A 20,759-nucleotide genomic window follows, 5' to 3' on the forward strand; every position below is an offset into this window, starting at 1 on the left:
AGCTTCCTGAGCGTTTCCTTCGCCAGCCGGATGCCGTGGCATTCCCGAAGCTTCTCGCACGCCAGCGTGGGCCCAAAATCAGCGTAGCGCTCGCGCACGATCGACAGGGCTCGATCGGCTGTCCTCGCATCCAGCCGGTTGTTGCTGGGCCTCGAGCGCTTGCGTGATACGAGGCCCTCGGGTCCATGTTCACGCAGCCGCGCGACGAGCCGGCGAATCTGCCGTGTCGTCAGCTCGAGACGCTGCGCCGCGCGCCACGGTTTGAGCCTGCCGTCCAACACATCCTGAATGATCTTAAGTCTGTCCAGCTCGCGCATCGTCATTGTTATCCGTTCTGTTGCGGCTGCCATCGAAGCTCCCGAAGCTGGATCTCCAGCGGGCGGCAAGCTTACGATGAACGCGAAGCGGACATCTGAACTTGGCTAAAAGCGGACTTTATAACTTAGCCGCTACAAAATTAAAATTTGATAATGTTACTTATGTTAAATTGGATACGCCGTTGTTACCAGAGAACTGACCACCCCAGCCAGTGCCACAGGACCAAACCGGTTTGCGAGCTAAGCGACTGTTGCCCAATCTCGACCACAAGCAGTAGCGGCCACCCAAAAATTTCGCGCGCGAGACAATTACACGGCCAATTTCCTCGGGAGCTTGGCTCGGAGCAAACGATCGAGCTTCGTTGCACGAATAGCTCGGCCGCCTTCCCCGTTGAAATACAACAAAACCTGAATAACCAACCAACACGTTGCCAGAGGGCCAAGATTCGCATTTGCATTCCCAATTACATGTGCGTTAGGAATGGGGTTTGCGTGATACCCCGTTTTCGGCAAAACATCCAGAGCAAGGGATTCAAGAATCCCGGTTTTCGGAAGATAATGTGCGGATGTTGCGCGGCGCCGCGCAGCACTACGTGAGTCGCATCATCGATGCGCGGGATCCACATATGCGTACGAGTTCTTTACCGTTGAACGCAATCGTCGCGACTCCCGACTCCCGACTCCGGACTCCGGACTCCGGAACGCATCTCGGGGGTCACGCCCAACAGTTCAAGTTGCCACAGAAGGACGAACCGAATCTGACCATGGAGAGCATCGCTCGTGCGTCTCAAAGTGGCGTGTCCATGAGCATCACACCGAGCAATGCCACAAGCGAGAGCACAAACATGGAGAGGCCAATAACGATCAACAGGTCATTCATTGCTTAGATGCCAGTTAGTTTGTACGGCGCGATAGTATTTCCAGAGCACCATGCGTTCCCTGCGGGGTATGACGGCCGTGGCAACTACACGGCTGCCCACGCGTCTTTCGCCGAAGACGATGGCAAAACGCGGCGAGCTCTGGCAACTTCGCGTCGCCGACTGCGCGAGCGCCGGTCATGGTCGAACTATCACCGTAAAGCTTGCAGGCGCTTTTTTAATCGACGTCCGCGGGCATCGGGATCCGGGCGCTGCGCGGCACGCAACGCAGCAGTGTCCCACGATGGATTGCCGCTGCTGCGCCCGATCTTCGCCGGAAGCAGCGTCCTCCTCGGGGAGCAACGCACTGAGAGTTCCGCTTCGAGACCCGACGTATTGCCCGACCCTATCCCGCTCTGCCGTGTTTCAAACACCGGGCCGTCGAGCGGAGGTCACCGAATTTTGGCGCAACAGGATACAACCCGAATAGCGGTAAGATGTGTCATTCTTGTGACGGAGCGAGCGTCGCACCGTCGAACCTGAGGTGATGCCCTATGTTCGGCCGGTTCATGCCCAGAGAAGGTAACTTCTTCGAACTCTTCAATGCTCACGCCCGTTATATTGTGGATGGCAGTCGCGCTCTCGAAAAGCTGATAGAGAATCTTGAGGATGCGGAGCATCATCGACGGAATGTAAAGATCATCGAAAAGGCTGCCGACAAGCTTACCAGTGACTGCAACGACCTGTTGCACAAGACATTCATCACGCCACTTGATCGCGACGAGATCCAACAGCTTATCAATACGATGGATGACATCATCGATGTCATTGAGGATGTCGCAAACACCATAACGCTGTATGACGTGAAAGCGCTGCCCGATGATGCGATCGAGTTTGCGCGCCTGAGCACGCGAACAGTTATTCAGGTTCAGCAGGCAGTCAGTATGCTTTCTGACATGAAACAGTCGCAACAGATCCTGGGATGCTGCAGGGAGATCGACGAGCTTGAATCCAACGTTGACAGATTGCTACGTATCGCGATCTCGCGACTGTTCCATGAGGAGGAGGATGTAAAGACACTGATCAAACTGAAAAGCGTCTACGAATTGCTCGAGACAATCACCGATAAGTGTGAAGACGCTGCCAAGATAATTCAGGGTATCGTGCTGGAAAACGCCTGAGCAAGTTATAACATGTATCCAATTAACTCGCAATCTTGACGATGATCCTGCACGTCGCGATATCCAATCGTGTTGATCCTTCTGAATCTGCTTTCCGGTGTGTCGCTTTTGGTGTGGGGCACACACATCGTCCGCACCGGCATTCTGCGCGTGCTAGGCGCCGATCTTCGCGCAATCCTCGGCCGCAGCACGGGCAGCCGGCTCAAGGCCTTCCTCTCCGGTCTAGGCGTCACCAGCCTCGTACAAAGCAGTAACGCCACGGCGGTCATCATCTCGTCGTTCGCCGCGCAAGGCATGGTGTCGCTGGCGAGCGGGCTGACCATCATGCTGGGCGCCGACGTTGGCACCGCGCTCATGGCGCGGGTGCTGACACTCGATCTGTCGTGGTTGTCGCCGCTGCTGATACTCGTCGGCGTGCCGCTTTTTCTCACGCGCAAGCAGACGCGCGTCGGTCAAACGGGGCGCACGCTCATCGGGCTAGGTTTGATCTTGCTTGCACTTCATTTGATTGTGGAAGCCGCGCAACCCATGATGCAGGGCACCGGCGTCAGGGTGATGTTCAGCGCCCTGACCGGCGACACGATGCTCGATGCACTGGTCGGCGCGGCCTTTGCGATGCTCTCGTATTCGAGCCTCGCGGCCGTTCTTTTGACCGCGACACTCGCCTCCTCCGGCGTCATCTCGCTGAAGGTCGCATTGTGTCTGGTGGTCGGCGCGAATCTCGGCAGCGGGCTGCTCGCGCTGATGAGCGCATTGCCTCAAAATGCTGCGGCTCGACGCCTCTCCGCGGGCAGCTTCGCATTCAAGCTCCTCGGTGCGGTGATTATCCTGCCGTTCGCATCGTTGCTCGCACGCGTATTGCCGGTCATCATTGCGAATCCGCGCGAGGCCGTAGTCGGCTTCCATCTCATCTACAACACAGTGCGATGCTGCGCCTGCCTCACCATGGTCGACCGGGTCGCCGCCATCAGCCGGCGGTTGTTGCCCGACCGCCCACTGGTGGCAGGCGAACTGCGTCCGCTGCATCTCGATCCTGCCGGGCTTGCCACGCCGGGACTCGCGCTGGCCAACGCGTCGCGCGAAGTACTGCGGATTGGCGACATCGTCAGCGTGATGCTGGAGAACGTCTCCGAGCTGCTCAGACGCAACGATCTCGCCGTCGCGCGCGAAACCATGCGGATGGACGATGATGTCGACCAGCTATACGCCGAAGTCAAAAGCTATCTGACCCTGATCTCGCGCGAACAGCTGGATGAAGCCGAAAGCCAGCGCTGGACGGACATCATTTCCCTCACGATCAATCTCGAGCATGCGGGCGACATCATCGAGCGCATCGTGAGCGACATCGAAGAGAAAAAGATCTCTCAACGACTCGCTTTCTCCGAGGAAGGATTGGGGGAACTCGACGATCTCCACGCGCGGCTGGTGAGCAACCTCCGGCTCGGCCTGTCCGTTTTTCTGAACAACGATCTGCGCTGCGCGGAGCAGCTTCTGGCCGAAAAGGAACGCTTTCGCGATCTTGAGCGCGCGTATTCCCACAAGCATCTGGACCGGCTTGCGGGACAGTCGATGCGCAGTGTGGAAACCAGCGCCTTGCACCTGGATCTCATCAGCAACATGAAGCGCCTGAATTCGCTTTTCTGCTCGACAGCCTACCCCGTGCTCGACGCCGCAGGCGCGCTTCATGAAACTCGCCTGCGCAAACGTTCGCTGGACAGTCTGCACACGAAGGAGTGAGGCAGCGCGAAACGCAGCAGATGAAGACGCCATGCCGTCCGTTCGGCGATCGAGCCAGTCGAGAACGAGGCAGTCTCAGACGTACTCGATTGCAGGCACCACGTCGCCCAATGCCTGGGCTTGAGGCGACTTCGCCGCCCGACTGTTCGTGACGATGACCGACATGCGCTCGACGGGACACGACACCACCCTGCTGCGCACGCCGATCTTCGAGTAGTCCGCGAGGATAAGGGTTTGCTTCGCATTGCGGCTCATGGCGTCGGCCATTTCCGCTTCCTCCTGAATAAAGCTCGTCGCGCCATGCACCGCGTCCACGCCGACAGGTGACAGCAAGGCAATGTCGGCGTGAAAGCGATGCACCTCGGTGATCGCGGCACCGCCATACGTCGCGCCAACCGGCGCATTGAATGCGCCCCCCAGCAGATGCACCGCATGGCCGCCCGACTTTGCGGCGCGCTCGCCAGCCAGCTCGTTGGCGACGGCCACCGAGTTCGTGACGATGTGCAGACCGCTCAGCGAAGCGAGGGCTTCGGCAAGAATCGCCGTGGTGGTCCCTGCGTCGATGAACAGCGTCTGTCCGCTGCCGATATGCGCCAGCGCACCGCGCGCGAGCGCGCGCTTTTCCTTCACGCGAATGCCCGCTCGCACGCCGATGGGCAATTCGCTCTCGACGAACATCGCGCCGCCATGCACGCGGCGGATTTCGCCCGCCGTGTCGAGCTCGACGAGATCGCGGCGAATCGTCTCGCGCGAGACGCCGAGCGCCTCCGTCATATGCTCGACCGACACGGTGCCGTGCGCCTTCAACAGCGCGCGAATGCGGCGATATCGCTCCTCAACCAACATGGACTGTCTGCCCCCTCATAGCTTGTCCGGCTCTGCTTTCGCGCTCAAAGACGGCGTGTGATCTCGAGGATCTGCGCATGCAGCTCCTGTGTGGCCGCAGCGATGATACGTCCGTCACTGCCCATTCCCACCGCGCAGCCCTGCCAGTCCGTCAGGCGCCCGCCCGCGGCCTCCACGACCGGCACGATAGCCAGATAGTCGTAAGGCTGCAAGCCCGCTTCGACGACGGCGTCGACGTAGCCCGCCGCGACCATCGCGTAACTGTAGCAATCGCCGCCGAACCGGCGGCTCGCGGCGCCACGGCACACCGCTTCGAACACCGGCAGTTCGGCTGCATCGAAGATGTCGGGCGACGTGGCGTAGACATGCGCCGCCGCGAGGCGCGTGCAGCCGCTCGTGTGCAGCGCCACGCCCTGCCTGTCGCAGGCGCCCAGTTTGCCGCCGATCCACCGTTCGCCGGTCACGGGCACATCGACGATGCCGAGCACCGGCTCGCCGTTGCGCAGCAGTGCGAACAGCGTCCCCCAGATCGGCCAGCCCGTCACGAAACTGCGCGTGCCATCGATCGGATCGATGACCCAGACGTACTCCGCGTCCGTCCGCTCACGCCCGTGTTCCTCGCCGAAGATGCCATGCGCGGGAAAGCGCTGCGCGAGCCGCGCGCGGATATGCGCCTCGATCTCGCGGTCGGCAATGGTCACGGGGCTCTCGTCCGACTTGGTCTCGATGTCGAGCTTCTTGCGGAAATAGCTCAGCGAGATCTCGCGTGCCTCGTCGGCGAGCAGCACCGCGAATGCCTCGAATTCGCGCAGCACATCGTCGCTTTCCTGACTCATCTTGAATGCCCTTTTCTGGGGCAGCGCTGCCGCTGCCATGACGTGAACAGTGTGGCAAAACCCCCGCGCCTAAGGCGCGCGAGGCTCGCTTTCGTGGTGTCGCCATCATGGCAGCAGATATTTTTGATTGCTAGACCCAATGCCAATATTCTGCAAATATCCACAAAACCACACAGCGCAAAAACACACGGTTCGACACAGACGGCAACGCGCGCGCCTTGTGACTTTGTGGGGTTCCTTCTTCGGTCACCTCTCACTCTTTCAGGAAGATCGCAATGCGTATCCGCAAGACACCGACTTCGCTTTTCGCCCTCGGGCTGCTCACGTGCACGATCTCGAACGCCGCGCGCGCCGGGCAGATCACCGTGTACTCCGCACTGGAAAGCGACGAAATCGCCACGTACCTCGCCGCCGCGAAAAAGGCGCTGCCCGACGTACAGGTCAACGTGCTGCGTCTGTCCACGGGCGACCTCGCCGCGCGCATGATCGCCGAATCCGGCGCGCCGCATGCGGACGCGGTTTGGGGCGAAGCGCTCACGAATCTGCTCGATCCGCGCATCGCGGAGCAGCTCGCGCCGGTGAGCGGCAAGAACGTGTCGAGCCTGCCGAAGCAGTTCCGCGATCCGGCCGACAAATGGTTTGCCGCGACCGGCTATATGGCCGCGCTCTGCGTGAACACCGACGCGCTTGCCGCGAAGAAGTTGCCTATGCCGACCTCGTGGGAAGACCTCGCCAAGCCGGTCTACAGAGGAAACGTGGTGATGCCGGACCCTGCTTCGTCGGGCACGGGCTATCTGCAAATCGCCGCGATCCTGCAAGGCGCGGGCGAGGACAAGGGCTGGCAGATCCTCAAGGAGGTCGGCGCGAATGTCGCGCAGTTCACGCCGTCGGGCTCGCAACCGTGCAAGCTCGCGCGCACCGGCGAATACGCCGTGGGCGCTTCGTTCGCGTTCGTCGCCATGCAGTCGATCAAGGCCGGCTTCCCGGTGAAGATGGTGATTCCGTCGAAGTATGTCGGTTACGAGCTCGAAGGCTCGGGCATGCTGAAGAGTTCGACGCATCAAGCCGATACCGGGCGTTTCCTCGAATGGGTCGCCTCGCCCGACGCCGCGAAGCTCTATCAGCAATACAAGGAAATCGTCACGACGCCGGGCATCAAGCCGACGCCCGAACAGATCGCCGAAGGCCTGCCCGCCGACGTCTCCAAAGTGCTGTACCCGATGGACTTCGCCGCTTCCGCGAAAATGCACGATGCAGTACTCAGACGCTTCAAGACCGACGTGATGCATTAAGCGCAGTCGCGCTGTCCCGTAGTCCGTTTCGTGCCCGGCGCAACGTCGGGCAACCTCGCCTGGCCACTCAGGGAAGTCATCATGCATCTCACCGTCTCCGATCTCTTCAAGACATTTGCCGGGCACGTCGCGCTCGAACGCATTCATTTCGACGTGCAGGAGGACGAGTTCGTCTGCCTGCTGGGTCCGAGCGGCTGCGGCAAGACCACACTGCTGCGCGTCATCGCCGGCCTGCTCGACGCCGACGGCGGAAGTGTCATGATGGGTACGCGCTCGCTGCTGGAGATTCCCGCGCGCGAACGCGGCTTCGGCATCGTGTTCCAGTCCTACTCGCTGTTCCCGAACATGACGGTCGCGCAGAACATCGGCTATGGGATGAAGATTCGCGGCGTGCCGCGCGCGCAGATCGACGCACGTTGCAAGGAACTGCTCGAACTGATTCGCCTGCCGCATCTCGCCGGCCGCTATCCGGGCCAGCTTTCCGGCGGTCAACAGCAACGCGTCGCGATCGCGCGCGCCATCGCCGTCGATCCCTCGCTGCTCCTGCTTGACGAACCGCTCTCCGCACTCGATGCACAGGTGCGCGTCGAAATGCGCCGCGAAATTCACGATGTCCAGCGCCGTCTGCGCATTCCCACCATCATGGTGACGCACGATCAGGAAGAGGCACTCACGCTCGCAGACAAGATCATCTGCATGAATCACGGGCGCATCGAGCAGATCGGCTCGCCGCGCGAACTATACGAGCGCCCGCGCACGCGCTTCGTGGCGAGTTTTATCGGCACCTCGAACCTGCTGCCTGCGTCGTGGGTGCGCGATGCATTCCCTGCCTTGATGACGCACCATCCGGGCGGCGCCGATGCCGCATTCGAAGCGTGCGTGCGTCCCGAGGATCTCACGGTGTCGCCGGGAGCACACAGCGAAGGCGCGCCCGCCCGCGTGATCGACTCGACCTTCCTCGGCAGCACCACGCGCATACGCCTGCACTGGTGCGGCCGCGAACTGCTCGCCGAACAGCCGCGTGGCCTGCCGATGGAAGCAGGCGCGCCGGTCACCCTTTCCGTGGCCAACGATCGCTGCGCATGGGTGGCGGCATGAGCGCCTCGCTTGCTGCCACGAATCGCCTGCGCGTCGAGCGCACGGGCCGCACGATGGGCGCCGTGCTGCGCGTCGCGATGGTCGCGGTGCCGCTTGCCTGTCTCGCGCTGTTCTTCCTCTATCCGCTTGCGGTTATCGCGTGGCATAGCCTCGTGAATGGCGACGCGAGACTGGGCGTGGGCAACTATGTCGCGCTCTGGCGCACGCCCGGCATGCTGGAGGCGGCGTGGCACAGCCTCGTGCTGAGCGCCGCGACGACGCTCGTGAGCATCGTGCTCGGCTTCATGATCGCGTTCAGCTTACAGCGCTCGCGCCTGCCTGCGCCGAACATGATCCGCGCGACGCTGCTGCTTCCGATGCTCGCGCCTTCGCTGATGCAAGGCCTCGGCATGCTGTTCCTGCTCGGACGCAATGGCCTCGTGCACAAGTGGACCGGCTGGGACGTCGAGATCTACGGTTTCTGGGGACTCCTGATCGCCGACGTGATCTATGCGTTGCCGCAGGCTGTGCTCATTATCGGCGCGGCGCTCTCACAATCGGACGCCCGCTACTACGACGCCGCCGACGTGCTCGGCGCGCGACGCTGGCAGCAATTCTTTGCACTCACCTTGCCGAATGTGCGTTTTGGCCTGCTGTCCGCCGCCTTCGTCGTGTTCACCGTGACGATCACGGACTTCGGCAATGCGGTGGTGATCGGCGGGAACTATCACGTGCTCGCCACGGAGATCTACAACCAGGTTTCCGGGCAGATGAACTTCGGCACGGGCGCCGCGGTCGGCATGGTCTTGCTGCTGCCTTCGCTCGCCTCGGTGTATATCGAGCGCATGGCTTCGCAGCGGCAATTCGGCGGGGCATCGGAGAGCCGTGTATCAGTGACGCCCCGTGTGAATCGCCTGCGTGACAGGCTGCTCGGTGTCGGCTGCCTGCTCGCGCTGCTGCCGATCGTGGCTTCCGTCGCGACCGTCGTCTTTGCAAGCTTCGTACGCTTGTGGCCGTACCGGCTCGAACTGACTCTCGCCAATTACCGGGGCGAATTGTCCGGCGGATATGGCGCAATCATCACGTCGCTGGAAATCTCGCTCGCGGCGGCCGCACTGGGCGTGCTGTTGCTGTTCTGCCTGAGCTATGGCGCGCGCCGCATGCCGGGCGCGGTGTCGAGGCTGATTTACACCGTGGCCGTGCTGCCAGCCGCCGTGCCGGGGATGGTTGTCGGTCTCGCTTATATTCTCGCATTCAATAGCGGTCCGCTGGGGACATGGCTCTATGGCAGCGCCACTGTTATCGTGCTCTGCAACTTCTATCACTATCACACGCAGGGCTTTCTCACGATGAGCACGGGGTTGCGCGCGGTGCCGGCAGCGCTCGAGGAAGTCGTGGATTGCCTGGGAGGCGGCCTACGCCATGCACTCCAGGATGCCGTGCTTCCCTTCGTCGCCGCAACTGCTGTGAGCGTGTTTTTCTTTTTGTTCATGCGCTCAATGGTAACGCTGTCAGCCGTTGTCTTTCTCGTTACGCCTGCGCTGAATCTCGCTTCAGTCGCTGTCATGCAACTCGATGAAAACGGCTTCGTCTCGCAGGCCGCCGCTTACTCCACGTGCATCATGGTCGTAACGTCGCTTGCCCTGGCGCTCATGCGTCTTGCGATGAAGCGCGTGATGCTGCAATGCGACGTCGTGTGATGACGATCGAATCGCTATGCGATAAGTGACCGTGCACCCAGTTCGCGCAGGTGCACGGCGCGGTCGTATGTCAGTACCGGTTTCATCTCTCTGGGGACACGGTCTAAATCATGGTCGGCACTTCCCCGGCCGCATCGATACAGATAGTTCTGCGCGTTAGCGGGTAGCGCACAAACTTGAATACGAAGTCGGAGTTCGCAACAGACTCATCACCGTCGCGAACGGCGGTTGACACGGGAATGCGAAATCAATGGCACCCGTTATCAAACTGTTGGCGCACGACTGATATTGGCAGATCAGTGCCGAATTCCACACCGCCCAGAATGCGCCGTTCAGATCGATGGTTGCGCCGACGTTCAGATTTCGTCTACGTTAACTGCAACCTCCCATTCGACTGAACGGGACGAAGGGGCATTCGGCGGCCTTTGCTGCCATCACTGACTGGGCTGCTTTAGCGTAATCACCAGAAGACCGCCTAAGGTCACGCCGTGGTGGCCACCATCACAGAATATGCCTTGAATACAGCTGTCGCCTGCATACCGACTGCCAGCGACAGTGCATCGACGGCGTCGTTGGTGACGCTCGCAGTCAGGCTGGTGCCACCCGGCAACGTCAGCACAACCAGCGAAGAAACCGCACCGCATTCGACCCGCGAGATCGTTCCGGAAAACTGGTTACGCGCCGACAGCGTATAGCCGGCGAAGTCGATCACGAGCACGATCGCCGATGACTTGATCAGCAGGATCGCCTCCTTCCCGGGCTCAAGCTTCAGCCGTCCGGCAGCGGCCGTCGTGATGGTCGCGACCACCTGCTGGCCACCCGGTATCGTCACCGACACCTGGGTAGTAACCGGCCCTGGTATAACAGCGTCAATTGTTCCGGCGAGCTGGTTACGCGCGGTCGTTTTCATTGCGATTCTCCTGAGAAGGCCGGCCACAGCCGGCAACCGGTTGAGCCACGCCTCCTGCTCGCGCAGGAATGCCTGGTTTGCAGCCTCCAGCTGACGCCACGCGTCGAGCAGCGTGAATGCCGCTGGCGTGAGGCGCGTGCCGCCGCCACCCTTGCCGCCCGTTCCTGTTTCGACCAGCGGCTGGCTGGCAAGATTGGCCGCGCTTTCCAGCAACAGCCACGCGCCCTTGTAGCTGTAGCCTGCCGTTCGGGCCGCACGATTGATTGAGCCAGTGTGGTCGATCGCCTCCATCAACGCGAAGAAGCGCGCATCGAGACGACCGGCCAGCTTCAACTCGGACCCGAGTAACGTCGCGCCGGCGGCGACGGACGCGTTCCGGCGCATGTCAACATTCCGCCTGCACGTGGAGCAGCTCGCGCACGCGGTACGCGTTCGCGGTGAGCGGCTCGACCGTACGTTCGGGCAACAACGAGCAGGTCGTCACCGCGCGCGGCTGGTCTCGCCGAACGTCGACTTCGCGGGTCACGCTGCCGCGCTCCACGACAAACGCGACCTGCGCCAACGCGAGAACATCGTCAACGTCATGCGTGATCATGACGACTGGCAAATTCCAGCGCGCAAACACGCAGGCAAGCTGCCTGCGCAGATCCTCGCGCAACAGCGGGTTCAGTGCGGCGAATGGCTCGTCGAGCAGCAGCAGGCCAGGACGACACGCGAGCGAGCGCGCCAGCGCGACGCGCTGCTGCTGACCGCCTGATAACGTCGCCGGGCGGCTCGCCGCCAGCGCGGCGAGCCCGAACATCTCCAGCAATTCGTCGACGCGGTGAGTGTCGACTGGTGCAAGCCTTCGGCGCCGCCAGTTCGTCAACCCGAACGCGACGTTCTCCCGCACGCTCAGGTGTGGAAACAGCGCGTAGTGCTGGAACAGATAGCCGATGCCGCGTTGCTCGGGCGGCAGATCAATGTGCTGCACAGAATCGAACAGCACGCGGTCGCCGATCCTGACATGTCCGCGCTGCGGTCTGAGCAGCCCCGCGATCGCCTGGAGTGTCATCGACTTTCCGCCGCCCGAAGGTCCGTAAAGCGCGATCACCGTCGCGTCGGACACGAACCGCATTCCGAGAGCGAAATGTCGCGCGCCATCAGAGATGGTCGCCTCGAGATCGATGTCAATCATCGTGCGGCGGCGTCAGGACTGCGAGAAACCGTAGCGCTTCAGGATATCCTGCGCAGAAGGCGTCAGCAGATAATCCAGGAACGCCTTCGCGAGCGCCTTTTCGCGGCTCGCGCTAACTGCGATGACCGGGTAGGTCACCGGATCGTGTCCGCCAACTGCCTGCACGATCTCAACCTTGCCCGGCATCAGCGCGGCGTCGGTGCGATAGACGAAGCCCGCGTCGGCTTCCCCCCGGGAGACGTAATCCAGTACCTGACGCACGCTGTCTGCCTGCGCAAACTTCGGCGCAAGCGCATCCCACAGCATCGCCTTTTCGAGCGCTTGTTGCGTGTAGCGGCCTACCGGCACGGTCGACACCTTGCCGATGGCGATCCGCCGCACCGCCGGATTCGACAGGTCCATCACGCTCTTCACCGGCGAATCCTGTGCGGCTGGCACGATCAGCACCAGCGCGTTCGTCGCGAAATCGCGGCGCGTGGATTCGTCAAACAGCCCGGCTTCGACGCCGCGCGTGACAGTCTGCTCATCGGCGCTCGCGAACACGTCGACTGGTGCGCCTTGACGGATCTGCTGCAACAGCATGCCCGATGCACCGAAGTTGAAGCGTACCGTCACATCCGGATGTGTCGCCTCGAACTTCGCGCCCACCTCCTTGAACGCGTCGGTCAGGCTGGCTGCGGCAGAAACGGTCAGCTGCTGCGCGAACGCGACACACGGCGCTGCCGCGACCAGACCGACGAACAGGAAGGCGAGAAGACGTTTCACGAAAGGGCTCCACGAAATCAGCGAAGGGAAAAAAAGCGGCCAGACAGCACGAGCACAGCGATGGACAGGATCGACGTGACGAACACCAGCAACAACGCAGCCTGATCGCGGCCGTCCTGCATCGCGTCGTAGATCGCCATCGACAGCGTCTGCGTCTGATGCGGGATGTCGCCCGCCACCATCAGCGTCGCACCGAACTCACCCATCGCGCGTGCAAACGCGAGCAGCGTGCCGGCAAGGATGCCGGGCCACGCGAGCGGCAGCGTGACGCGCACGAACACCGACCACTGCGACTGTCGCAGCGTCCGCGCCGCGGCCTCGAGCGAACGGTCCACGCCCGCGAACGCCGCGTTAGCGGACTTCAGCACGAGCGGCAACGCGACGATCGCCGACGCGAGCACAGCGCCGTGCCAGTTGAAGACGATCGTGTAGCCGGCCTGCCGGTAGAGCCAACCGCCGACAACGCTTCGCCGCCCGGCCGCGACCAGCAACGCATAGCCGATCACGGTCGGCGGCAACACGAGCGGCAGCATGCAGACAGCTTCGACGACAGCGCTGCCGGGGAAGCGCCGGCGCGCGAACAACCAGCCGAGGGCAATCCCGGCGACGAGTGCAAACACCGTCGCGACCCCCGCGACGCGCAGCGACAACCAGAACGGCGACCAGTCCATCCGATGAAGGGAATCCGACATTACCGACACTCCACGTTATGAATCAGGCTTCACATCACCTGTTGCAAGATGTGGGCCATTCGTGGGCCGGTGCTGCCGCAGCAGCACGCCCGTCGGATCAGATCAGGCCCGCCGCACAAGCGAACCGTGCGAGCGAGGCACGCGCCTCATGGGCATCGTGTGTGGCGGGCTTGAGCAGCAGCCGGTGCGGGCCGAGCCGTTCGCCCAGCTCTTTCGCGCGCGCCACACACTGCCCTGGATCGCCGATGATCGCGTTCGCGAGGATCACGGCTTCCGTTGCGTCCGGCGAGAACATAGGTGGCAGCTTGCCCGGCGGGAACCGCACGCCCATCAGACGGGGATACGCGCGCACTGCCGCGACACCGTGCTCGATCGCGCGACGGCTATCGTTGTCGCAATGAAAAAAACGCGCGATAGCAAACGGAAAGGCGCCGCGCCGTGCGCGTTCGTCGGCCACCTGCTCCGCAATTTGACCGAGATCCGAAGAAGGCGTCGCCATCAGGCCATAGCCGTGCTCCGCAGCAATGCGCAGTGAGTCCCCCGCAAGGCTCGCGAGCCAGACTGGCATTGGGCGCTGCAACGGACGCGGATAGACTGCGACACCTTCATACCGGAAGAAGCGTCCGTCGAAATGTGTTTGCGGCTCGCTCCATAGCCGCCGGATCAAATCGAGCGCCTCATGCATGCGTTCGCGCGCGACATCCACGGACTGGATCCCCGAGGGACGATACTGCTCCGGAAACGGCCCACCGCGCGCGACACCGAACTCTATGCGCCCGCCGCTCAGCAGGTCGAGTGCAGCGATATCCTCCGCAACGCGCAGCGGGTCGTTCAGTGCGAGCAGCGATGCGCCGCTGCCGAGCCGGATCGTCGACGTCAGCGCCGCGATGTGTGATAGCAGCACGGTCAGCGCGCTGCCGATCGCGAACGGACTGTAGTGGTGCTCGGCCACCCAGACGTCGTGGAACCCCATCTGCTCCGCCTCGACGCCGGTTCGAACAGTCTGCCGGAGCGCGTCGCGCGCGTCGTTGTCGGGGTTTTCGACGTTCAGAAACACACCATAGCGTTGTAGTAATTCCGACATTTTGTCGCTTCACCGATTCAAGTCGTCGTTTGGCTCCGGCACAACGCCGGAGCCAAACAATCCGCAGGCACACTCAGCGCAGCCTGCGCCACCCGTATGCGAATGGCGGCAGCGCTGCAAGCCGTTGCCGCCGATGATCCGCCCGCGATATCCCGGCGACAAAGCTCGCCAGGTTCGACGTGCGCAGTGCCACCCACGGAACGCCGTGGTGTGCACAGATGTTGCGCAGCGCGACGAGGGACCCGGCGTCGATGGTGTCGAGCGGGCACAGCACCGCATCCGTGCGCGGCAACAGCGCGGCAAACCGGGTCGCCCGGTCGCTGGGATCCGCGTCGATCAGCGAGACGTGATGCACGAACACGCCTCCCGCGCGCGCCAGCCACTCGCGCAGCACCGCGTTGCTCCGGGGCCGGCCACCGACATAGACGAAACGCCGCCCACGCAGCAACGCGTCGATCGTGCCGCTGTCGAGCAACATCCGTTCGATCCATTGCAATTCACGCGCCAGACTGGCGACGTGCGCCCGCAGTCGCTCGACGTCCGCATCCGTGGCCGTGATCGGGGCGGCGTGGTTCACAGCCGTGTGCCCGCATTCCGGTCGGCCTGCTCCAGTCAGCGCTGCCATGATGCTTCGTCGTCCAGCGAACGCGCCAGTGACGTCGACGTCGTGAACCAGCTGCGTACCGTGTCGTACGCATAGCGGGTAAGCGCCTCATGACGCGCACGCGGGGCAAGCAACTGCACGGACAGCGGTTCGGCCCAACCCCAGAAGTCCGCGCGTAGCGCAGGCGGAAAGTTCACGTCGTCGAACGCATGCCACAATTGCACGAGCCATAGTTCGCGCCCTTCCTCGTCGAGCAGCAGCGGCAGCCCTGCCCCCGCCTGAAGATGCGCATGCCGCTGGCTGTAGTAGAGCGGCCCTCCACAGGCCTCGACAACATAGTCCGCCACCCGCTCGGTTACGCAGTCGAAGCAATCGCCCGCGTGCGCGAAGAGCGGCGTAGTACGCAGGCGCCTCATGTGCTGCCGCACCAGCTCGCGCAGACCGGCTTCCGCACAGATCGCAAGCAGGCGGTGCGACGGCGCCGGCAGTGGCGGGCAGACGACCCGCGAGCCCTGCGCAGGCCGATCGCGGAAAGCATGCGCCACGGGCCAGTGCAATGTCCGGTAACAGGCGCGCGTACAAGGTGTCCAGCGCGCCCGCGGCGCGCCTTCAGATGTCGGGTCCATGGCGTGTCGGATATCGTGTCCAGTTTGTTGGTTATATACCGAAATACATAACGGTAACCAGAACGAAGCAAGGACTACGCCTGGATCACCGAGCCTGCCTACTCCGGCCCGAAACAGTGCGCATAGTCCGAGCACACACCACAGCTCGGCGCCTTGCAGACAAACAGTCCTTCCCGTTCGCACAATTGCTTGTAAAAGAACTTTTTCCACTTCATGTCATGGGTATTTTTGGCGGCGAGCCGTGGAAACCAGTAGCCGAGCAAAGCAGAGAGTTCGCGTCGCGAAGGCAGTTGCAGGTCCTGCCACAGGTGATTGGTGCCCAGGCACGCACCGGCCAGCGCATGTGCAATGCACTCAGCCTCCTCGGCCGTACCGGCATCGGGATCGGCGTGGTCCTTGAACAACGTCACCAGATCTTCCACTTCGTCGTAACGCGACCTGCACCGCGACGTACCGTCCATCCCCTCCCATGCGAACGGCAACGCGGCATCGCCCCCCGGGAACCAGCGCGAGAGCAGCCAGCGTGTCTTGCTCGCGTCGAGTCCCGGGATCGGGAGCACGTGCGCACCGTATTGATCGAAGGCGCCCGACAATACACCCGCAAGAGCCAGTACGGTGGGGTCTCCTGGACTCACAGCATGGCGCATCAACGTGGCGTGAAAGTCCATGACGGCATGCTCAGACATGCGCCGCCGAGTGCGTGTAGCACTTCTTCGGACAGATCTTCGCGCAGGCGGTACAACCGATGCACAGTTCACGGTGGGCGATGGTCATGACTTTCTTTTCGTATTCGTCGTCTTCGTCCTCGCCGTCGAGCGCGACGTGCGCGCCCTCCTCGTCGAGCCCCACGAGCTCCAGTACACCGCGCGGGCAAACCTTGAAGCACCGGCCGCAACCAATGCACTTCTGCTCGTCGAGTGTGGACACGAAAGTCGGCGTCCAGGTCTCGCCGCTCGGCAGCTTCACGCTGAAGATATCGCTCATCTTTGCCTCCTGCGTGCGGGGTTACGCGCAAGCCGCGGCGGCGGCCTTGCGCGCTTCCATCAAGGCGGCGTGCGCATCGTGGCAACGCTGTGCGACGGTGAGAATCTGCTCCCAGTTCGTCGGCAGTTCCTCGGACAGGTCGTGCAGATCCATCTTCGCCTGAGTGGCCTGCGCGTTGAGCTTCTTCAAACGCGCCTTCAGTTCGACAGCATCGGTCATCGTGTGCTCCCTGCTCAGGTGCCGTACTGCGCGACGGACGGATAGGCCCGGATCATCCCGACGGCATCGGCCAGGAACCCGCTTCCGGCCGCAGCCAGTTTCGCAAGCGAAGGGAAGCCGAAGCGGTGCACGTCACGAAGCTGCTTGTTGACGACCACGAGCCTCCCCGCGATCAGCACCATGCGGCCGAATCCCTCGTGGCTCATCTTCATCATTGGCGACACCATCTGCCCGGTCTCGCGCTCGATCGCCACCGCGATGGCGTTGTAGAACAGCTCCAGATGCCACAGGGTCTCGGGGTCCGGGTCGCCCATGATCGGAATTGCGCGACGCTCATCCGGCGTCAGGATGTACGGCTTGAGCAACTGAAGGTCTGTCCTGCCTTCCCACGTGCCGTGGGTGTCCTGCGCGCGCATCTGCCTGACAAGTTGCTGGATAAACGGCGTTGCAAGCAGCGCCTCGTCGCTGGCCGCGTCCGCGGCCGTGTGATCGGTGATGGCTTCAGCCATGAGATACCTCGTCGTCTTCGAAATCGTATGTACGTTCGCCGTCCTTCGCGAGCGCCTTGCGCAGCCATGGAGGCGGTGTGCCCTTGAGCACGCCCAGCAGCCTGGCGAGAATCTCTTCGATTGGTTCCGGCTGCGGCACCTTGATTGGATGAATCTTCAGCGCCACCACGCGCGCGGCACCCGAACCACCAATCGCGGCAACGTACAGGATCGCGCAGTCCTTTACGGCTTCAAGCTTCGGCGCAAGCTTGTCCTCGTCGCCGTCTTCCTCGAGCTTGCCGCCGAAGTCGAATGCCTCAACAAACTCATACCCGTCGGGCGTGACGTTGTAGATTACGATGCTCTTCGCCCAGCCAAAATGGGCGTCGACGTACTGCCGGTCCTGGGTCGCAAAAGCGATCTTCATGCTGTGTGCTCCTGATTGGGTTCGGGCATGGCCGTGACGACCGGAATCTTCACTTCGCGCGCCGGATCGCGCGCTGCCAGATCGACCGACGATTGCGGCAACGGCCAGTCCCCCGGACGGTGATGGGCGATCTGCTCGATCATCAGGTTCGCGATCTCGAAGATCAGGTTCATCGTGCCGCGGTAGCCGACCTGGCAGCGGTGCGCGTTGCCTACGCGATCGAACACGGGGAAGCCGACGCGCATTAGCGGCTTGCCCAGCCGCTCAGCCATCTGCCGGCCATGCGAATGCGTGATCAGCAGATCGCAGTCGCCCGCGGCTCGTTCCATGTCTTCGAGGTCGCCCAGCACGACCTCGGTCGCCGGCAGTAGCGTGTGCGATGATGAAGTGGTCGTGCTGACGCAGACTCTCAACTCAGCGCCCATTTCGTGCAGCAGCGCGCCGAGCGCGAGCAACAGGTCGGGCTCGGCGCCGAGCGCCACCTTGATGCCACCGGTGTAGAAGTGGCCGTCGAGCATCGCGTCGAGCAACTGGCTGCGCTGCCGACGGTACTTCGCGGGCACGGACCGGCCAGACAATTGCGCGAGGCGCTGCAACAGCCGGTCGTTGGGTTCGAGCCCGGTGAGCCGCTCGAATATTTCGAACGGTGTGCCGGCAATCGCCTGCAACGCCTGCGCACCCTCGCGGGTCTGCTCACCTACCCCGATCGTGAAGGCCGATGCGCCGGCTGCACGAATCTGCTCCAGCGTCGTGCCACCGAGCGTCGTGCCCCGCCAGTCCGGTGCGATGTGGCCGTCGAGCGAACCGGACAGATCCGGCAGGACGATCGCATCCAGCCCGAACATACTGACGATCTCGCGCAGCTCGTCGATATCGGCAGGCGAAAGATGGCTACCTGGCAGCAGCGTGACCTGCCGGGCGACGCTCGGCAGCGGCTTGACCATCGCTTTCACGACAGCGGTAACCGCGTGCCTGTAGCCGTCCTCGAACCCGCCGACATAATCGGGCGTGGACACGTATACGAGTTCGGTGTCGTCGAGCTCGGGCTTGCGCTTGCGAACCATCGCGAGATAGCCCTCCACGTCGTCGCCCTTGGTTTCGGTGAGTCCCGTCGAGCAGATTGCGATGATCTTCGGCGCTGCCCGCTTGCGGATGTTCAGCAGCGCCGTTTCGATGTTCTCGTATCCGCCAAGGATGGTCGTGACCTCGTTCATCGCCGTGGTCTGTAACGGAATCGCCTCCTTGAAATGGCGCACCAGCAGCACGAGGCCGAACGACGTGCAACCCTGCGAGCCGTGCATCACAGGCATGCAGGCGTCGAGCCCCATGAACGCATAGCTCGCACCGAGCGGCTGACTCATCTTCAGCGGATTGACCGCACAGGCTTTCTTCGATTCGACGACGATGGCCATGGTGTTCGCTCTCCGTCGCGTTCAGGCCGCCACGCCCGGTTCGAGGCCCATCACCCACGCATGCACGCCGGCAACCGGCGCCGCCTGCACAACCGGCGATGCAGATGCGAAAGCGCCGAGCGTCTGCCCATCGTCACCCCACGGCGCCGGAATGCGCACCTGCTGCCACACCGGGTTGTAGATCGCGCGATCGATTTCACGCACCAGTTCGACGATGCCTTCGTACCCGCCGTAGGGATGATGGCGCTCCTGGTTGATATCAAGCCACGGCATGCGCGCCTTCAACGCAACGAACTGCGAGCGACCGCCAGAGAGCATAATGTCCGCCTTCGCGTCGCGCAGCATGCTGTACATCTCACGCGGCGTCATGTCGTCGATCATGTGCGCGTCGTCACCCATGATCTCCTTGATCTTCTCCTTGTCTTCCTTCGTGCTCTTCTTGACGCTCGTGCCGACGATCTCGAGACCGGCCTCCTGAAGCGCGGCGACCACCGACCACGACTTCACGCCACCGGTGATCAGCAGCACGCGCTTGCCTTCGAGCCGATTGCGATAGCGGGCAATCCGCGCCCAGGCCCGTGCTTCCTCGGCTTCTATCAGGCACTCGGTACGCCCGATCAGGTCCTTGGGCGCACCCTGCTGCACCAGCAGCTTCGCGATCTGGCGCAGCGTGTCGCTCATGTCACCGATTCCGTAAAACGAACCTTCGAAGTACGGAATGCCGTAGCGCTGCTGCATTTTCGTCGCGATGTTGATCATCGACTTCGAGCACACCATCATGTTGACTTTCGCGCGATGCGAGCTCGCGATCTCGTTGTAGCGGCCGTCACCGGAAATGCACGAAAGAACGCGGATACCGAGCGCGTCGAGCAGCGGCTTCGTCTGCCACAGCTCGCCCGACAGGTTGTACTCGCCAATGATGTTGATGTCGTACGGCGTCGTATATTCCGGCTCGCGCGTGCCGATCACGTAATCGAGAATCGCCTCGCCGCCAAGCTTGTTGCCGAGGTTCTTCGGCCCCGCGAAGCCAGGTGAGTTCACCGGAATCACCGGTTTGCCAAACTTCTCCGACGCGCGCTTGCAGACCGCCTCGATGTCGTCGCCGATCAGCGCGGTCACGCAGGTCTGGTAGACAAATACGGCGGGCGGATCGTACTTCTCGATGATCTCCCGCACGCTCCGGAACAGTCGCTTCTCGCCGCCATAGACCACGTCGAGCTCGTTGATGTCGGTAGTGAAGCCGGTACGGTAAAGCGTCGAGCCCGACGACGCGGCGTGACGGTTGTCCCATGAGTTTCCCTCGCACGCGATCGGCCCATGCACGAGATGCGCGACGTCGACGATCGGCTGCAATGCGATCTTCGCGCCGTCGAACGCACAGCCTCCCGCCGCCGCGCCGGGCGACAACTGCTTGGTGCAACCCTTTTTGCGCTCCTTCTCACTTTTTCCCTGGTTCTTGTCGCAACCGGGTTCATCAAACACTTCAGCAATCTTGGCCTTGAGCGAGGCGGACATGGCAGGCTCCTGA

23 protein-coding genes are annotated in these 20,759 nt (G+C 62.6%); 5 read left to right on the forward strand and 18 right to left on the reverse strand.

The genetic code is table 11. The annotated features are described in order from the left end of the window. Both C7402_RS06790 and C7402_RS47605 read right to left on the reverse strand, forming a co-directional pair. Window positions 1-323: helix-turn-helix domain-containing protein (locus tag C7402_RS06790; protein ID WP_133254450.1), on the reverse strand; the 323-nt coding region annotated here is incomplete at its 3' end. A gap of 1,063 nt (window positions 324-1,386) precedes the next feature. Then, window positions 1,387-1,608 carry a TonB C-terminal domain-containing protein gene (locus tag C7402_RS47605; RefSeq protein ID WP_112175037.1) on the reverse strand — a complete coding sequence of 74 codons (222 nt, stop codon included), beginning with the start codon at window positions 1,606-1,608 and terminating at the stop codon, window positions 1,387-1,389. Window positions 1,609-1,728: 120 nt separating this feature from the next. On the opposite strand from C7402_RS47605, the gene C7402_RS06800 reads away from it, so the two are divergent. After that, window positions 1,729-2,355 (forward strand): DUF47 domain-containing protein, encoded by a 627-nt coding sequence (locus tag C7402_RS06800; RefSeq protein WP_112175036.1) that lies wholly within the window; start codon window positions 1,729-1,731, stop codon window positions 2,353-2,355. 69 nt (window positions 2,356-2,424) lie between these two features. Further along, window positions 2,425-4,092 carry a Na/Pi cotransporter family protein gene (locus C7402_RS06805; RefSeq protein ID WP_112175035.1) on the forward strand — a complete coding sequence of 556 codons (1,668 nt, stop codon included), beginning with the start codon at window positions 2,425-2,427 and terminating at the stop codon, window positions 4,090-4,092. Window positions 4,093-4,167: 75 nt separating this feature from the next. Here the strand turns inward: C7402_RS06805 and C7402_RS06810 are convergent, their stop codons facing one another. Next, window positions 4,168-4,938 (reverse strand): DeoR/GlpR family DNA-binding transcription regulator, encoded by a 771-nt coding sequence (locus C7402_RS06810; protein WP_112175034.1) that lies wholly within the window; start codon window positions 4,936-4,938, stop codon window positions 4,168-4,170. Between the two features lie 44 nt (window positions 4,939-4,982). Beyond that, window positions 4,983-5,774 carry a histidinol-phosphatase gene (gene hisN, locus C7402_RS06815; protein ID WP_116610096.1) on the reverse strand — a complete coding sequence of 264 codons (792 nt, stop codon included), beginning with the start codon at window positions 5,772-5,774 and terminating at the stop codon, window positions 4,983-4,985. A gap of 275 nt (window positions 5,775-6,049) precedes the next feature. On the opposite strand from hisN, the gene C7402_RS06820 reads away from it, so the two are divergent. From C7402_RS06820 to C7402_RS06830, 3 genes are all read left to right on the forward strand, one after another. Then, a complete protein-coding gene (locus C7402_RS06820; protein ID WP_181565725.1) occupies window positions 6,050-7,066 on the forward strand; it encodes an ABC transporter substrate-binding protein in 1,017 nt (338 codons plus the stop codon). Window positions 7,067-7,147: 81 nt separating this feature from the next. Beyond that, window positions 7,148-8,164: an ABC transporter ATP-binding protein gene (locus C7402_RS06825; RefSeq protein WP_112175032.1), complete on the forward strand. Its 1,017-nt coding sequence runs from the start codon at window positions 7,148-7,150 to the stop codon at window positions 8,162-8,164. Further along, complete coding sequence (locus tag C7402_RS06830; RefSeq protein WP_112175080.1) at window positions 8,161-9,843, forward strand: ABC transporter permease subunit; 1,683 nt, start codon at window positions 8,161-8,163, stop codon at window positions 9,841-9,843. The genes C7402_RS06825 and C7402_RS06830 overlap by 4 nt, the downstream gene beginning before the upstream one ends. 481 nt (window positions 9,844-10,324) lie before the next feature. Here the strand turns inward: C7402_RS06830 and C7402_RS06835 are convergent, their stop codons facing one another. From C7402_RS06835 to nifE, 14 genes are all read right to left on the reverse strand, one after another. Then, complete coding sequence (locus tag C7402_RS06835) at window positions 10,325-11,137, reverse strand: TOBE domain-containing protein (protein WP_112175031.1); 813 nt, start codon at window positions 11,135-11,137, stop codon at window positions 10,325-10,327. A gap of 1 nt (window position 11,138) precedes the next feature. Further along, window positions 11,139-11,930: an ABC transporter ATP-binding protein gene (locus C7402_RS06840; protein WP_112175030.1), complete on the reverse strand. Its 792-nt coding sequence runs from the start codon at window positions 11,928-11,930 to the stop codon at window positions 11,139-11,141. A gap of 12 nt (window positions 11,931-11,942) precedes the next feature. After that, on the reverse strand, window positions 11,943-12,695 hold the full coding sequence (gene modA, locus C7402_RS06845; protein WP_112175029.1) for a molybdate ABC transporter substrate-binding protein: 753 nt from the start codon (window positions 12,693-12,695) through the stop codon (window positions 11,943-11,945). Window positions 12,696-12,712: 17 nt separating this feature from the next. Beyond that, on the reverse strand, window positions 12,713-13,387 hold the full coding sequence (gene modB, locus C7402_RS06850) for a molybdate ABC transporter permease subunit (RefSeq protein ID WP_116610097.1): 675 nt from the start codon (window positions 13,385-13,387) through the stop codon (window positions 12,713-12,715). A 97-nt stretch (window positions 13,388-13,484) separates the two neighbouring features. After that, window positions 13,485-14,471 (reverse strand): LLM class flavin-dependent oxidoreductase, encoded by a 987-nt coding sequence (locus tag C7402_RS06855; RefSeq protein WP_112175027.1) that lies wholly within the window; start codon window positions 14,469-14,471, stop codon window positions 13,485-13,487. Window positions 14,472-14,544: 73 nt separating this feature from the next. Further along, complete coding sequence (locus C7402_RS06860) at window positions 14,545-15,096, reverse strand: DUF2325 domain-containing protein (protein ID WP_112175026.1); 552 nt, start codon at window positions 15,094-15,096, stop codon at window positions 14,545-14,547. Then, complete coding sequence (locus C7402_RS06865) at window positions 15,084-15,701, reverse strand: globin family protein (RefSeq protein WP_181565724.1); 618 nt, start codon at window positions 15,699-15,701, stop codon at window positions 15,084-15,086. The genes C7402_RS06860 and C7402_RS06865 overlap by 13 nt, the downstream gene beginning before the upstream one ends. Window positions 15,702-15,799: 98 nt before the next feature. Further along, window positions 15,800-16,369: a nitrogen fixation protein NifQ gene (locus C7402_RS06870; protein ID WP_112175078.1), complete on the reverse strand. Its 570-nt coding sequence runs from the start codon at window positions 16,367-16,369 to the stop codon at window positions 15,800-15,802. A 10-nt stretch (window positions 16,370-16,379) separates the two neighbouring features. Continuing rightward, complete coding sequence (gene fdxB, locus C7402_RS06875) at window positions 16,380-16,685, reverse strand: ferredoxin III, nif-specific (protein ID WP_112175025.1); 306 nt, start codon at window positions 16,683-16,685, stop codon at window positions 16,380-16,382. Between the two features lie 21 nt (window positions 16,686-16,706). Then, window positions 16,707-16,904, reverse strand: a complete 198-nt coding sequence (locus C7402_RS06880) for a CCE_0567 family metalloprotein (RefSeq protein ID WP_042270764.1) — start codon at window positions 16,902-16,904, stop codon at window positions 16,707-16,709. A gap of 14 nt (window positions 16,905-16,918) precedes the next feature. Next, entirely contained in the window at window positions 16,919-17,413 is a 495-nt protein-coding gene (locus C7402_RS06885) for a NifX-associated nitrogen fixation protein (RefSeq protein ID WP_112175024.1), read from the reverse strand. Beyond that, on the reverse strand, window positions 17,406-17,819 hold the full coding sequence (gene nifX, locus C7402_RS06890) for a nitrogen fixation protein NifX (RefSeq protein WP_112175023.1): 414 nt from the start codon (window positions 17,817-17,819) through the stop codon (window positions 17,406-17,408). The genes C7402_RS06885 and nifX overlap by 8 nt, the downstream gene beginning before the upstream one ends. Then, the gene (nifN, locus tag C7402_RS06895; RefSeq protein WP_116610098.1) at window positions 17,816-19,231 is read right to left on the reverse strand and encodes a nitrogenase iron-molybdenum cofactor biosynthesis protein NifN; all 1,416 of its coding nucleotides are present in this window, start codon (window positions 19,229-19,231) and stop codon (window positions 17,816-17,818) included. Before nifN ends, nifX begins: the two co-directional genes overlap by 4 nt. Before the next feature lie 21 nt (window positions 19,232-19,252). Beyond that, window positions 19,253-20,746, reverse strand: a complete 1,494-nt coding sequence (nifE, locus tag C7402_RS06900) for a nitrogenase iron-molybdenum cofactor biosynthesis protein NifE (RefSeq protein ID WP_116610099.1) — start codon at window positions 20,744-20,746, stop codon at window positions 19,253-19,255. Window positions 20,747-20,759: the final 13 nt, after the last annotated feature.

Source organism: Paraburkholderia unamae (genome assembly GCF_003096875.1).
Classification (GTDB): domain Bacteria; phylum Pseudomonadota; class Gammaproteobacteria; order Burkholderiales; family Burkholderiaceae; genus Paraburkholderia; species Paraburkholderia unamae.